Raw genomic sequence first — 15121 nt, 5'->3', positions numbered from 1 at the left:
TTAGTCATTCTCTTCTTCTGAAGTCCCTTCGGAACGAGTCCGAAGTTCCACACCATTGCTCACGGTGCTCAGGTTTGTGGTGACGACTTTGTCGCCATCCTGCAAGCCCGATCTTATGTATGCATATTGATTATCGGTTAGGATAATGTCCAATTCTCGTATTTCCAATAGATTGTCCTTCATCACCCATGCAGTTTGATTGCTTCGGACCAAATCACGGTCCAATCGCACCACATTTGGGATAGAATCCGCTTGGATATTTACTTCCACAAAAGTACCTATCATCAATTTTGGGGCGCCTTGCAGTTCGTCGCTTGTGGCCAAAGGGTCCTCGACACGTACCAAAACCCGAGCCAGTCGCGTTTGGTTGTCCAATGCCCCTATTTGCCTGTCCAAATAACCTTGGCGCTGAGTACCGGAGGGCCAAGCGGAGGAGTTTTCGATATGTACGACGGAACCTTTTTCCTCTTCGGAGTCCGGGAATTTCAACCATTGGATTCGGGATACCGGAACGGTTGCAGTTACCCAATAACTATCGGTTCCCACGATTCTGCCCAAATCGTCCCCTTGCGCCACTTGACTGCCCACGGTTACATTTTGGGTAAGGATATGCGCATCAAAAGGCGCCCGTATGGTGGTCCTGTCCAAATTTAGCTGTGCTTGGTTCATGGATGCCCTTGCTGCCTCAATAGTAGCCTTTACGGCATTCAATTGGGGTTTACGAAGCACCAATTGCGTTTCGTTATCGGACAGTGGATTATCGCCGAACAATGAATCGTTATTGATGAGTTGTAGGTCTTGTTCGGCAATCTGTTGGCGTCCCATTTCGGTGGCCAGGGCTGTTTCGGATTGCAACAGCTCGCTTTTGCGCAGTTCCAGTGTGTTTCTGTAGTCCGATGGGTCTATTTGTAGCAGTACCTCTCCTTTTTTCACAAAACCTCCTGGTGTAAAAGCTGGATCGCGGCGGACAATCTGCCCCGGCACCAAAGGACTGAGAATCACATCTTCTACGGGCTGTACCGTACCTGTGGCCACAATGGTGGGAGCAAATGTTCCCTTTTCTGCAGTAACCACGTCCACTAAAATAGCGGTCTCAATGGTTGCCCCCTCACTTTCAGCTTCGGGTTCGGTGGAAAAGATAATGGCGGTCACTAAAATTCCTCCGACCAGAATGGCCAAACAGATCCAAATTAATTTTTTATTGCTCATATAGTTCGTCCACTTTACTTTTTTGATCTTCTATGTTTCTACCGGTATCAAAACCTCCTGCCAATGCCCTGTACAAAGCAATACGGATTTGAACATGTTGCAATTGGGCCGTCACGTAATCCCTTCGAAGTTGTTGCTCTTGGTCAAGCCCCAACAGCACATCCAAATACGGACTGAACCCGTTGAGAAACTCCACCCGTAATTGTTTGTTACTTTTTTCGGCAAGTTCCAATTGGCGCTGGATATTCTCCAATCTTTCCGTTTGTTTTACATCTTGTACCATGGCATCCTCCACTTCTCTAAATGCGACCAACGTGGCCTGACCATATTCGTACAAACGCTGTTCCTTAATGGCCGTAGCCCTGTCCACTTCTGCATTTAGCCTTCCGCCGTAAAAAATCGGGGCTAGAATGTTCCCCGCCAAAGAATAGGCCCAATTGTCAAAAAGGTTATCAAAATTATTGGAACGTAGCTGTCCCCTACCACTTAATGAAATCCGTGGATATTTACTCTGTACGGCTGAGGCCATATCCCTGTCGGCGGCCAATAAAAGTGCAAATGATTGTTTTACATCCGGTCTTCGCCTTACCAAATCCAACGGCAACCCGGCATCGGGAAGTTCCGGTACGACTGGCATGTTGGATGCCTGCATTGAGATTGCAATTTGGGGCTGCTTGCCCAACAGTACGGAAAGTTGGTTTTCCAACAATTCCACATTGGTCTCAAAAATGATTTTTTGTTCCTTTGTGCTTTCGAGCAATTGTGCCTGCCGCAGAATATCCACGGCCCTTATTTGACCTCCCACAAACCGGGAACGAATCAATTTGATGATGGCCTCGTTGGTCTTTATCTGATCTTCGGTGATCTGCAATTGCTTTTTGGCCGCCTGCAATTGGTACCATGTTGTAGCTACTTCCGCAGAAAGTGACAAAGAAAGTGCCTGATAGTCGAAATAACTCGCTTCGGACCTGAACTTTTCCGCATTTACGGCAGTGCCTATGCGACCCCACAAATCAAGTTCGTAACTGGACAAAAAACCCAACTGCGTATTCTCACCTCCCACAAAGTCAGGTTCTGGAAGCGTCCTTGCGGTTTGCGCGGAAGCTTCGAGGGTGGGCCATTTAACGGAGACCTGGGACCTTACCGAAGCCCTGGATGCTATAAATTGTTGCCATCTTGCGGCCAAATTTAAATTGGACCGCATGGCGGTATCCATCAAAGTGTTTAACTGGTCATCCTCAAAAACTTCCCACCAATTATCGGACACCAAAGTATCTCCGGTTGTGGAAAACTCCTGAAATTCATCTATCGGGGGAGATAGGTTGGAATATTTGGGAGAGCAATTTAAATAGAGTAATCCTATGGAAAGAACACATACTAAAACCCAAAGGCTTCGCCAACGGCAAACCCCGGGATTTACCCGCACCATTTTGTTTTTTCTCATTACCTTGATTTGACATGACATGGTTTTGCAAAAAACCACTTACATAAGTACGTGAATTTCAACGAACTTTGAAAATAAAACCGTTTCAACTACAGTGAAGCCCCTCTCAACGGCACGATTCCCCTAGCAAGCAGGTTTCACCAGAATACAAAACATCATTTTATTCCATTGAAGATATGCTCCTAAAAAATAGGTGAAACTGGGATATCATTCGAATATGAGTGTACTGAATCCATAATTCTAAATTAGTTGGTATCTTATGCCTTCAAAATAAACTGAACAACTAAACTATTATGAAATATCCATTTTACCTGTTGTTGTGCCTTTGCATAATGGCTTCTTGCAAGGACAACAAAGAGAAAGCTGCGGAGCAAGAAAAAGAGGACCAGAAACGTCCCAACATTGTCTTTATCATTAGCGACGACCATGCCTACCAAGCGATCAGTGCATACGGCGGAAGGTTGGCCGAAGTCGCCCCTACCCCGAACATTGATAGGATTGCAGAAGAAGGAATGCTCTTTGAGCGCTGCTTGGTCACCAATTCCATCTGCGGGCCCTCCAGAGCGGCCATCCTCACCGGAAAGTACAGTCACTTAAATGGTTTTATCGACAACACCATTGGTTCCAAATTCAATTTTGACCAACAGACCTTTGGCGAATTGTTGCAACAGGCAGGATATAAGACCGGTGTTCTGGGGAAACTGCATTTGGGCGATACGCCATCGAAAGGATTTGATTACATCGATATTTTACCTGGCCAAGGTTCGTACTACAATCCAACTTTTATAAATGAGGAGGGCCAATACGAACTTGAGGGGTACACCACGGAAATTATCACGGAAAAGGCCATTTCATGGATGGACTCCGTAAAGTCCGAAGAACGGCCCTTTATGCTGTTCTTGGGACATAAGTCGCCGCACAGGCCATGGCAGCCGGGGCCCAACGAACTGGGAATGTACGAGAATGTTGAAATACCTGAGCCAGTGACCCTGTTCGATGATTATTCCGGAAACCGTGAGGTCGCCGGCATGAACTATATGTCCATTTCCGAAGCGATGAAAATGGGACAGGACCTTAAAATTACCGACCGACCACAGAACGGGTTTACCGAAAGGCAACAGCAAATGTGGGATTCCGTTTATGGGCCCATCAATGAAAAGTACAATAGGGAAAAACCTACCGGCGATGATCTGACCCGTTTCAAGTACCAACGCTATATGAGGGATTACCTGGCCAGCGTTGCCGGTGTGGACAAAGGCGTAGGACATGTTTTGGATTATTTGAAAAAGGCCGGTCTGGATGAGAATACCATCGTAATCTACACCTCCGACCAAGGGTTCTATTTGGGCGAGCACGGCTGGTTCGACAAACGTTGGATGTACAAAGAATCGTTGCGCACACCTTTATTGGTCAAATGGCCCGGCAAGGTAAAGCCAGGTACCATAAACACCGATCTGGTTTCCAATATCGACTTTGCAGAAACGTTTCTTGATATTGCACAGACCGATATTCCCGGGGATATGCAGGGTAAAAGTTTGGTTCCCATTCTTGAAGGGGAGACCCCAGAGGATTGGAGGAACGAGCACTATTACCATTATTACGAGCATCCTTCGGAACATGATGTTCGAAGGCACTACGGGATAACCACCGACAGGTACAAGTTGATTCATTTTTATTACGACCTTGATAAATGGGAACTGTACGACCTAAAGAACGACCCCAGCGAAATGAACAACATCTATGGTGACCCGGATTATGCCGACGTGCAAGCAAAATTGCATGAGGACCTTGAAAAATTGAGGGCGAAATACGAGGACAACGATTCCCTGAACCAAAAATATATCGATGAATATCACGAAAAAGTAAAGGACAACCCGTTAATCGAATATTGGAAGATCGCCCCTGAAGAACGGGCTAAAATGTTCGAGGAGTACATGAAGAACAAAGGGGAATAAATTTTTCCGCTGTAGTGATATGTCCTAAAGAAATAGTTTGAGTTTCCAGAAAATAGATCGATGATTTCCAAACTTATACGTTTTATTTGCCTCGTATCCTTTATTTTGATGTTGGGCTGCAAATCCAAAACTGAAAAATTAGATGATTCGGCAAATTCCAATACCGAAAGCCCTCAAAGACCTCCGGCAAAAGCGCCGGAGGGCATGGTATGGATCCCCGGTGGGGATTTTATGCAAGGGGCCGTACCCAATGACAGGATGGCCATGGACCACGAAAAACCGGCCCATAAAGTCCATGTGAACGGTTTTTTTATGGACATCCACGAGGTGACCAATGCCGAATATGCAAAATTTGTGGATGAAACGGGGTATGTGACCGTGGCCGAACGTGAAATCGACTGGGAGGAAATGAAAAAGCAATTACCGCAGGGAACCGAAAAACCGCACGATTCCATTTTACGGCCCGGCTCCCTGGTTTTCAAAAAAACGAAGTCAAGTGTTCCGAATTTATATGATTATTCCCAGTGGTGGGAATGGAAAATAGGGGCCAATTGGAAACATCCCGATGGCCCAGAAAGTGATATTGAAGGGAAAGAAGATCATCCCGTGGTGCATATCGCTTACGAAGATGCAATTGCCTATTGCGAATGGGCCGGACGACGATTGCCAACGGAGGCGGAATGGGAATATGCCGCACGCGCCGGTAAAACGGACAACAAGTTCTTTTGGGGCGATGATGTTTCACAACTGGGTTCGCATGTCAATTCTTGGGAAGGTGAATTTCCGGTCGAAAATACCTTGGAAGATGGATTTGAGCGTACCGCTCCGGTGATGAACTATCCCAAAAATGATTTTGGATTGTACGACATGGCCGGAAATGTCTGGGAATGGACCGGCGACTGGTACAACACCGATTACTACGAAGAACTGGCATCAAATACCGGGGCGGCCCAAAATCCAAAGGGGGCGACCTCTGCCTTTAACCCGAGCAACCCTTATGCAGAGGAAAGGGTGATCAAAGGAGGTTCGTTTCTGTGCAGTGCTTCCTACTGTGCCAGCTACAGGATTTCCGCGCGCATGGCCACCAGCCCGGATTCGGGAATGGAACATTTGGGGTTTAGGACCGTATGGTCGGAATAACTATTCTTTTTCTTTTTTAAGAACAGTTAAGGGAGAATTTCTGACAATACCCATACTGTTGCCTACGCCCAAGGCAAAAACCAAAAATGTAATCGCGGGCAGAATAACAATAAACGGTACGGCCGAAGGTGCAAAAGTGGTATCGAACAGCATCCATGCCAGCAAGCCGCTCCCCAAAACTGCCAATACTACGCCCATAAAGGCACCTAAAAACCCTAAAATGGTATACTCGATGGCTATCATTTTTAATATCTGGGAGGTTTTGGCCCCAAGGGTCCTTAACAATGCTCCCTGCTTCACCCGCTGATGCTTACTACTGTAGATGGCTCCCATAAGTACTGCTATCCCGACAAATATGCTAAAAAAGGCCATAAAATTGATTATCCAACCTATTTTGCCCAAAATATCTTCCAAAAGGGATAGAATTCGTTTTAAATCCAAAATCGAGACGTTGGGAAAATCCCTTACCAATGTCTGTTGTAATTTGGCAGAGGTATCGTCATCAGGGGTTTGGAGGGTCATCACGCCAAATTGAGGAGCATTTTCCAAAACTCCGGAAGGGAAAACCACAGAGAAATTGGGTTGTAACCTGCTCCAATCCACTTCCCGAATGCTTCGTACCACTGTATTCATTATCCTACCTTGAACATTGAACGAAACCGGGTCACCAATGGTCACCTTGGCCATGTTGGCAAAATCACTGCTTACGGAAATCGGGATATCGCCTTCGGAGTTAAAACTGTTTACCCAATCGCCCTCTAGTACTTTTTCGGAACCAATGAGACTGTCCCGATAAGTAACCCTGAATTCATGGTTCAGTATCCATCTGCCGACTTGCGAAGTAGTGTCCTTTCTGATATCTTCCACATGTCTTCCGTTCAAGGTTTCCACACGCATGGTCACGATGGGGATTTTATCTATTATGGGCAGACCCGAGGCCTCAATAGTACCGGATACGGCTTCCATCTGTTGACTTTGGATGTCCATTAGAATCATATTTGCACTGTTCGCGCTATCTTCAATAGCTGCCTTTTCCAACAACATATCCTTGGTGAAATACAAGGTGCTTATCAAAAATGTGCCAATACCTATTGACAGCACCAAAACCAAGGTCTGGTTTTGAGGACGGAACAAGTTCTTTAGGCTTTGTCGAGGAACAAAACCCCATGAATACGGGAAAAATCTTTTCAATAGGGCCATAAAGAATCGTGCAACAGCAGTCAAAATCAAAAACACCACCAGTAGGCCTACCACAAAAAAGAGCGACCGTAACAAATCACCCAACAACCAATAGGAAAATCCGAACACAAAAAGTATGATGCCCAAACCAACCAGCCCCGTAGCTCTTTTTGAACGGGTTTTGGTTTCCTGTACTACGCGCAATGCCTGCAATGGGGAAACATATAGCGTTTTCATCAACGGGTACAGGGCGAACAGCACGGACATGGCCAGCCCGAGCGTTAGTCCTAGAACCACGCTCTGTAAGGACAGTGCAACATCGACCTCAACAGGAATCAAGTCACCTAATAGTAACGGAAACAATTGCTGGAGTCCATAGCCTATAATCGTCCCCAAGAGACCGCCAACGATTCCCATACAAGCTATTTGAACAAAGAAAATCAGATAGCTTTGTTTTTTTGATGCACCCAAACATTTGAGCACGGCAATGGATTTGATTTTCATTTGGACATAAATACCCATACCACTGGCAATTCCTACGCACCCCAATAACAAAGCGATAAATCCGACCAGATTAAGGAACCTTCCGAAGTTTTCATATCTCCTGCCCAAACGCCTAGCCTCGGACAAATGGGTATCCAAATCGGCCTCTTCAGCATCGAGCACAGGTTCCACTTTCTCGCTCAAAAGAGCCATATCCTGACCTTCGTCTGCCCTGAAATAGTATTTGTATTCGATTCGGCTACCGGTCTGCACCAAACCTGTTGCTTCAATAAATTGAAAAGGAATGAGTACGGGAGGTGCGATCGCTCCGAAGACGGAAGTGCTTCCCGGTACGTTTTCCAATGCTCCGGCAATGGGAAGGGTAACCGCTCCCAATTTGATGCTGTCCCCTGTTTTCAAATTGAGCTGTAACATAGTGGTGGCATCTACCAAAGCTCCATTGTTTACATAGCTGCTTTTAGCCGACGACGGATTGGTCTCCAATTCCCCATAGAACGGAAAACCTCCTTCCACTCCCCTGACTTCCATCAACTTGGTACCATTGTTATTTGGGAAAGCGGCCATGGACAAAAAATTGATTTCCTTGGCATCGGAGCCGCCCAAGGAGTCCATTATGCCCTGAACCTTATCGTTTACAGGTTTATCACTCTCGATTACATAATCCGCCCCCAACAGGGATTTGGACTGCAAGGCTATATTTTCTTTCAACAATCGGCTAAAAGAATGGACACTGACCACTGCGGCCACCCCCAAGGTTATTGAGAAGACAAACAGTAAAAGTTTACCGTAGCTTGCCTTTCCATCGCGCCATGCCATTTTTAAAAGCCATAAGAACCCAGCGTTGTTTTTTCCCATAATCAACCTACGGTTTCTTCTATTTTCCCAGACCTCAATCGGATACTTTTATCGGTTTTTCTGGCCAATTCCAAATCGTGGGTTACAATAACGAGTGCCGTGCCCTGCTCCTTGTTCAATTCGAACAGCAGCTCCTCTATTCGGGTTCCGGTATCATCGTCGAGGTTTCCTGTGGGTTCATCGGCAAAAAGAATGGATGGCTTGTTGGAGAATGCACGGGCCAAGGCTACGCGCTGCTGCTCCCCACCTGATAGTTGCGATGGATAATGCCCTGCCCTGTTCAACAAACCTACTTTTTCCAAGAGTTCCCTTCCTTGCTCGGCAGCATTTTTTACTCCTCGGAGTTCCAACGGAACTATCACATTTTCCAAAGCTGTCAAAGTGGGCAACAATTGAAAATCCTGAAAAACAAATCCCACGTTCTGGTTTCTTAAAAATGCTCTTCCGTCCTCATCCAATCCCAATAAATTTTCGCCACAAAGCCAGATTTCACCTTCGTCCGTAGTGTCCAGTCCGGCACAAAGCCCCAATAGTGTGGTTTTTCCGCTACCCGAAGGTCCGACTATGGCAAAACTCTGACCTTTGTCCACATCAAATGACACGTTATTCAGTACATTTAGGTCATGTTCGCCACTCCGATATGTTTTAGAGAGGTTTTCAACTTTTAATATCTTTGACATACCATGCTTTTGGTTAAAACTCTCAAAATACTAAAATTGTCCATGATCAAGAAAAACTCAGCCCTCAACACGTCGTTAATGTTTTGTTATTTTTTGATGCTGTTCGTAGCTAGCTGCGGAGAGAAAAAACAGCAAAAAGAGGAAAACGAAGTTTCTGTTGAGGAAGAAGTGGTTGAAGAGACGACGGTATCCAGTAAAAAAATCCTGTTTTTCGGGGATAGCTTAACAGCAGGTTATGGTTTGGAGCTTGGTCAAGCTTTTCCATCAATTATCCAACAAAAAATTGATTCCCTCGGTTTAAACTACACGGTGATCAATGCCGGATTGAGCGGTGAGACCACGGCGAGCGGCAAAAACCGTTTGGATTGGGTGTTGGAGGATGATATGGATATCGTCATCATAGAATTGGGTGCCAACGATGGTCTCAGGGGTGTTCCGATTGCCGAAACCAAGGCAAATCTTCAAGAGATGATAGATCAGGTACAACAGGACCTCCCAAATGCCAAAATTATATTGGCCGGCATGAAGATTCCACCAAATATGGGACCGGAGTACACATCCCAGTTTGAAAACATATTTCCAACATTGGCTCAGGAAGAAAATATAGCCTTGATTCCATTTTTACTGGAAGATGTGGCCGGAATCCCTGAACTGAATCAAGGAGATGGCATACACCCTACGGTTGAAGGGCAAAAGTTGGTGGCCGAAAATGTTTGGGAGGTATTGAAACCAATGTTTTAAAATGGCATCTAGCCTCCCATTATTTTCTAAGGAACTCGATTATCTATCGGCCATCAAAGCCAAAAAATCTTTGTCGTGCTGGGGTTTTGCTTCACAGGTGTTATCAAAAAACATGGTAGCGGTATTCTGAGGGTCGTATTCTGGCCATTGCGGCAAGCTATCATGGTTCGGATTTCCAGTTTTTGCAAAATTGATCCATGCGCTGCTCATTTTATCCGCCAAAATGTGTGCTTCTTTACCACCGCCCGTCATCTGTCTGGCCCGTTCCACATTGTCAAAAACAAAAGGGAGTTCCATGCAGTGCAACGCTTTATATTTTCCGTCGAACACTGGTGATTGCCATGTAAACATATACATGTACACCGGCGCACCATTTTCCAATTGCGACTTTTTGTTCGCTTGGAACACTGCCCCAGGTCTAAAGGTTGCATCTATATCCAATAAATCGGATGGGCGGGTATCGTTGGGATATGCCTTTTTTACGGCAGCTACATAATCATCCGCCTTGTCCTTGTACATTTCTTTGATGTGTGTCATCACTTCTTCTTCGGATGCGTTAAAAAAACGGCCGTTCATGAAAGGGGTGAACTCATTTTTTGTGGTGCCCAACATTAGTGGGATACCTTTGGAAAGCTCAAATGCCTCTTCGGACATCAAATCATGAGGAAGTACTGTACCATCCATGCTTGGTCCCCAATTAAGGCTCATTCCCACAGGAACAACACCCTCTGCCTTCATTTGTTCGGCCACTGTTTGCAATGCTGCACTTCCCGCTGCACTTAATTTATCAAACGGAACAGTCTGAAGACTATCCACTTGGTTCTCCGATAGTGAAAGTTCCTTTAACACTTCGGCCGCAATGGCTCTTGTTGTTTCTTTTTTGGACAGACTTCCCCTAAACGAGCCGCTTTGGTTAATGGCCTTGTGGAACAATCCTTCGGCCTTAGGCATGGCCATTAACGTATTTACCTTGGCCCCGCCTCCGGACTGACCAAATATGGTGACATTGTTGGGGTCTCCCCCAAAATTTGAAATATTGGTTTTTACCCAGTCCAATGCGGCCACTATGTCCAACATGCTATTATTGGCAGACGTTTTGTATTTATCCCCGTAAGCGGATAGATCTAAGAAGCCCAAAATATTTAATCTATGATTGATGGAAACCACGACCACGTCTCCCTTTGCGCTCAAATTTTCTCCGTGATACGATGGCAGTTCTTGACTTGAGCCGGCGGTAAATCCGCCCCCATGGATCCAAAAAAGTACGGGTCTTTTTTTGTTATCATCAATGCGAGGTGTCCATACATTGAGCCGAAGGCAATCTTCGCTTGTGTATCCCCAATCATGGTCGAAAACGAATTCTGATTCATCTTGCACCTGTGTGGTAGGTGTCATTAAAGGGGCTACCGGGCCATACATGGTGGAACTTCTAACCCCTTCCCATGGTCCTACTTTTTTCACGGGCATGAATCGCTCTGCGGTTGCATAGGGTATTCCCTTATAGGTGTAGATCCCGTTTTGAATAAATCCGCGGACCTTTCCCGATTCGGTATCTGTAACGGCGACATCGGCTCCGGTAATCACTTCTGTTTGCGCATAAAGCTGCCCCAGCCCCATAATTGCCATGAGCTGTAGTAATGTTCTAAATTTCATTTGGATGTGTTTAGTTTGTTGTTTCTATGTGCCAGAAACATACCTGCTTGTTTTTAAACCTATTCAAAGATGTATGGTGTACTTCATCTTTTATTCCGGTCCCAGTATGCTTCTTGACGTACTAAATTTAAGGGAAGTACCCTCCAATTCACAACCTATGCCAAAAAAATTAATAAAAGCTGCCTAAAACGTAACTGCTTCAGCAATTTTGATCCCTATTTCATATACTTCTGCATAGCGATATACTGGTCAGTTGTTGTTAGTGTTTGGCGCTATGATGGAACCATGTACATATTTTTTGATATATGGGATCTCGTCCTACCCATCACTGGAAAACAGTTCAATTAAAGTATCAAATCTTAAATCGTCTGCTTCATTTTGGCCCCTGCGGTAGCCATTACAGTATTTGAACACTTCTCTGGAAAAACATCAACATTGTTTTGATTGTTGGGTCCGTTCTTGGGATTTTCGCACAATATTGTGGGTTTTGACAGGTTTTAATATTTTAGATCATAAATAACCCCCGATGACCGCCACACCATCTATTTTCCACAATGCTGCCATCCCATTTGCAATTTTAGATGAGGAAAAATTATTTGTTGATTTTTCCAAAGAATGGCTAAAGCAGTTCCATCTTCCCCCTGAAATAGAGGGGAAAAACTTTTTTAAAACCATGCCCGTACTACCAGATGAACTTGAGACGGATATCAATCTCTGTTTGGAAGGTATGGAGAACCGCTCGGATACCAAACGTTTGATTTTGGAAAACGGGGACTATGTTTGGTACTATTGGAAAGTTAGCAGTATCCATAATGACGAGCAATCAAGTCCTAGTGTTTTTATTATTCTAGAAGATATTACAAAGGAACGATTGGAAGAAGATCTTATGTTGAGATCTCAAAAAGTTGCCAAAATCGGCGGTTGGGAAGTAGATTTCGTAAAAAATACAATCCATTGGTCAAAAATCACCAAAGAAATTCATGAAGTACCAGAGGATTATGTCCCGGACTTGGAAAAGGGAGTTTCCTTTTATAAGGAAGGACATGACCGAGAAATGATCAGCAAATTGGTTCAGGAAGGAATGAAACTTGGAAAACCTTGGGACGTCGAACTTCAAATCGTAACCGCTAAAGGCAATGAAATTTGGGTAAGGGCCATTGGGGAACCAGAAATGATAAAAGGAAAGTGCGCCCGTATTATTGGCACCTTCCAAGATATAGACAAACGTAAGAGGACAGAGCTTGAATTTAAAAAAGTCAGTCAACGTTTATCCTTGGCAACCGAAACGGCCGGTATCGGAATCTGGGAATTCAACATCCAAGAGAACCTGATACATTGGGACGACAATATGTATAAATTATATGGTATAAACAAAGAGGATTTTAAAGGGGTTTATGAAGCTTGGAAGGCTTGCGTACATCCGGATGACTCTAAAATAGCCGCCATAGAAGTGAACGATGCCATAGCAGGTGTTAAGGATTTCGATACCATTTTCCGGGTAAAATGGCCGTCTGGAGAAGCCCGCTGGATCCGTGCCGAAGCCACAGTTATCAGGGACGAACAGGGAACACCCTTAAAAATGATAGGAATCAACGAGGATATAACAGCCTTAAAGGTTACCCAGTTACAACTACTTAAAAGCGAAGAATCCCTTCAAGGAACTTTGGAAAACTCCTCTATAGGCATGGCCCTAGTGGCCACCAATGGCAAATTCATAAACGTTAACCAAAGTCTGTGCAAAAGTTTGGGATATTCGAAGCCCGAACTTTTAAATTTGAGTTTTCAAGATATTACGCATCTCGATGACCTCGCAATAGACCTCGGCCTATTAAAAGACCTTGTTGCCGGTAAAAGAAGTACGTATCAAATTGAAAAGAGGTACCTTAACAAGAGGGGCAACCCAGTCTACGTAATTTTAACGGTAACAGCTGCCAGAAACATTGATGGTGATATTTCCCACTTTATTTCCCAAATCGTGGATATTTCCGAAAGGATAAAATACGAAACCAAGCAAAAAGAGCTGTTGGAACTATCCTCCAATCAAAACAACAGCTTGCTGAATTTTGCCCATATTGTATCCCACAACTTACGCTCCCATGCTGCCAATTTGACCATGATCACAAGCTTTTTAACGGACGAAACCTTGGGAGAAGAGGAAAGAAAAGATAGTCTGACGATGTTGGGCAGGGCTTCCGATGGTTTAAACCAGACCATATCGCACCTTAACGAGGTTGTCCAAGTAAAACTGAGGGCGGATGAACAGTTAAAGTCCATACAACTATCCTATATTGTAAAAAAAGTGCTGATGGACATTCAGGCCCTAATTGATAAAAATAATATCCAATTGACCGTGGATGTCCCGAAGGAATTTGAAGTGAAAGGGGTTTTGGCCTATCTGGAGAGTATTGTGCTCAACTTGGTGTCCAATGCCATTAAGTATAAGGATCCGGACAAAAAACAGGCTAAAATTGATATAAAATCCTTCGAAAAGAATAAAAACATCATCTTACAGGTCAAGGACAATGGATTGGGAATCGACCTGAAAAAACATGGCGAGAAATTGTTCGGTATGTACAAAACATTCCATAAAAATGAAGATGCCCGAGGGATTGGACTTTTTATCACCAAAAATCAAATCGAGTCCATGGGCGGTAAAATTACCGTGGAAAGCAAACCGTTGGAAGGCTCAACGTTTAACGTTATTTTATTAAAAGGTTAGATCAATAAACCCGATCTTAGGGCAAAAATGTATATTTAGGGCGCACACCAAAACTAAACAACATATCATGAAGATTTTTGTTCGTCTTCAGGAATACTTATTGCCCAATTATTGGCATCCCATCAAAATAGTACTCCTGCTTTTCTGCGGAACAACGCTTTCTACACAGTCATATTCTCAAGAAAACGTAAAGGATACCACAAGTTACATTCAAACCGTTGACATTGATTCCAGTAGGATTGATACCATTCTTGCCATAAACGAACATTTTGAAGCGCCCAACTGGCATCCCGACGATTATTTGATAGTCAACAGCAAAGGCAAACTTTACACTTTGGATTTGAAAACCAAGGATTTAAACCTTTTGAACACCGATTTCGTCGACCAGAGCAACAACGACCACGGGATCTCAGCGGACGGCAAATGGTTGGCCATTAGCCATAACGATGTGACCGACCCCTCCCCTAAATCATATAAATCTGCCATCTACGTGGTTCCGGTTGAAGGAGGAACACCTAAGAAAGTCACTTCCAAAGTACCATCCTATTGGCACGGTTGGTCGCCCGACGGCAAACGATTGGCCTATTGTGCCGAACGAAACGGCAATTACGATGTGTATACCATTAGCATCAATGGGGGCGATGAAAAGAGATTGACCACAGCAGAAGGACTTGATGATGGCCCCGAGTATTCCCCCGATGGAAAATATATTTACTACAACTCCTATAAATCCGGACATATGCAGATTTGGCGCATGCGGACCAACGGTAAAAAACAGGAACAATTGACCTTTGATAAAAACTCGAACTGGTTCCCCCACCCATCACCGGATGGGAAATGGATTGCATATATTGCCTATACTTCGGACCAAAAACAAGATCATTTATTTGGAAAACAGGTCAAACTAAGGGTGATGAATCTTGAAACAAAGGATATTAAAGATATTACCCCGGTTTTCTACGGTGGCCAAGGAACCATAAATGTGCCTTCGTGGAGCCCTGACAGCAAAAAATTGGCATTTGTGAGCTATTCCGTCAACTAA

General features: G+C 44.5%; 10 protein-coding genes. 5 read left to right on the top strand and 5 right to left on the bottom strand.

Annotated elements, in window-relative coordinates; translation table 11 throughout:
• Both GVT53_RS04925 and GVT53_RS04920 read right to left on the bottom strand, forming a co-directional pair.
• Complete coding sequence (locus GVT53_RS04925) at positions 1-1209, bottom strand: efflux RND transporter periplasmic adaptor subunit (RefSeq protein WP_166247702.1); 1209 nt, start codon at positions 1207-1209, stop codon at positions 1-3.
• Positions 1199-2653 carry a TolC family protein gene (locus tag GVT53_RS04920; protein WP_166247701.1) on the bottom strand — a complete coding sequence of 485 codons (1455 nt, stop codon included), beginning with the start codon at positions 2651-2653 and terminating at the stop codon, positions 1199-1201. Before GVT53_RS04920 ends, GVT53_RS04925 begins: the two co-directional genes overlap by 11 nt.
• A 293-nt stretch (positions 2654-2946) precedes the next feature.
• Between GVT53_RS04920 and GVT53_RS04915 the strand changes: the two genes are divergently transcribed.
• Both GVT53_RS04915 and GVT53_RS04910 read left to right on the top strand, forming a co-directional pair.
• On the top strand, positions 2947-4608 hold the full coding sequence (locus GVT53_RS04915; RefSeq protein ID WP_166247700.1) for a sulfatase family protein: 1662 nt from the start codon (positions 2947-2949) through the stop codon (positions 4606-4608).
• Between the two features lie 60 nt (positions 4609-4668).
• Positions 4669-5748, top strand: a complete 1080-nt coding sequence (locus GVT53_RS04910; RefSeq protein ID WP_166247699.1) for a formylglycine-generating enzyme family protein — start codon at positions 4669-4671, stop codon at positions 5746-5748.
• Here the strand turns inward: GVT53_RS04910 and GVT53_RS04905 are convergent, their stop codons facing one another.
• Together GVT53_RS04905 and GVT53_RS04900 are read right to left on the bottom strand one after the other, a co-directional pair.
• The gene (locus GVT53_RS04905) at positions 5749-8286 is read right to left on the bottom strand and encodes an ABC transporter permease (RefSeq protein WP_205791892.1); all 2538 of its coding nucleotides are present in this window, start codon (positions 8284-8286) and stop codon (positions 5749-5751) included.
• Between the two features lie 2 nt (positions 8287-8288).
• A complete protein-coding gene (locus GVT53_RS04900; protein WP_166247698.1) occupies positions 8289-8966 on the bottom strand; it encodes an ABC transporter ATP-binding protein in 678 nt (225 codons plus the stop codon).
• Between the two features lie 42 nt (positions 8967-9008).
• Between GVT53_RS04900 and GVT53_RS04895 the strand changes: the two genes are divergently transcribed.
• Positions 9009-9707, top strand: coding sequence for an arylesterase (locus GVT53_RS04895; RefSeq protein WP_166247697.1), 699 nt, complete (start codon positions 9009-9011; stop codon positions 9705-9707).
• Positions 9708-9746: 39 nt separating this feature from the next.
• Here GVT53_RS04895 and GVT53_RS04890 read toward each other — a convergent pair whose 3' ends face one another.
• A complete protein-coding gene (locus GVT53_RS04890; RefSeq protein WP_166247696.1) occupies positions 9747-11360 on the bottom strand; it encodes a carboxylesterase/lipase family protein in 1614 nt (537 codons plus the stop codon).
• A gap of 526 nt (positions 11361-11886) precedes the next feature.
• Here GVT53_RS04890 and GVT53_RS04885 point away from each other — a divergent pair.
• Complete coding sequence (locus GVT53_RS04885) at positions 11887-14079, top strand: PAS domain-containing sensor histidine kinase (protein WP_166247695.1); 2193 nt, start codon at positions 11887-11889, stop codon at positions 14077-14079.
• Between the two features lie 67 nt (positions 14080-14146).
• Positions 14147-15121: a TolB family protein gene (locus tag GVT53_RS04880; protein WP_240905147.1), complete on the top strand. Its 975-nt coding sequence runs from the start codon at positions 14147-14149 to the stop codon at positions 15119-15121.

The organism is Flagellimonas oceani (assembly GCF_011068285.1).
Taxonomy (GTDB): domain Bacteria; phylum Bacteroidota; class Bacteroidia; order Flavobacteriales; family Flavobacteriaceae; genus Flagellimonas; species Flagellimonas oceani.
Note: the sequence above shows the minus strand (reverse complement) of the source record. Positions and strands in the feature narration are given on the sequence as shown.

Coding starts and splice junctions, on each gene's coding strand:
- GVT53_RS04920 (WP_166247701.1), bottom strand. CDS start 2,653: ATGAGAAAAAACAAAATGGTGCGGGTAAATCCCGGGGTTTGCCGTTGG.
- GVT53_RS04890 (WP_166247696.1), bottom strand. CDS start 11,360: ATGAAATTTAGAACATTACTACAGCTCATGGCAATTATGGGGCTGGGG.
- GVT53_RS04885 (WP_166247695.1), top strand. CDS start 11,887: ATGACCGCCACACCATCTATTTTCCACAATGCTGCCATCCCATTTGCA.
- GVT53_RS04925 (WP_166247702.1), bottom strand. CDS start 1,209: ATGAGCAATAAAAAATTAATTTGGATCTGTTTGGCCATTCTGGTCGGA.
- GVT53_RS04900 (WP_166247698.1), bottom strand. CDS start 8,966: ATGTCAAAGATATTAAAAGTTGAAAACCTCTCTAAAACATATCGGAGT.
- GVT53_RS04910 (WP_166247699.1), top strand. CDS start 4,669: ATGATTTCCAAACTTATACGTTTTATTTGCCTCGTATCCTTTATTTTG.
- GVT53_RS04915 (WP_166247700.1), top strand. CDS start 2,947: ATGAAATATCCATTTTACCTGTTGTTGTGCCTTTGCATAATGGCTTCT.
- GVT53_RS04880 (WP_240905147.1), top strand. CDS start 14,147: ATGAAGATTTTTGTTCGTCTTCAGGAATACTTATTGCCCAATTATTGG.
- GVT53_RS04895 (WP_166247697.1), top strand. CDS start 9,009: ATGATCAAGAAAAACTCAGCCCTCAACACGTCGTTAATGTTTTGTTAT.
- GVT53_RS04905 (WP_205791892.1), bottom strand. CDS start 8,286: ATGGGAAAAAACAACGCTGGGTTCTTATGGCTTTTAAAAATGGCATGG.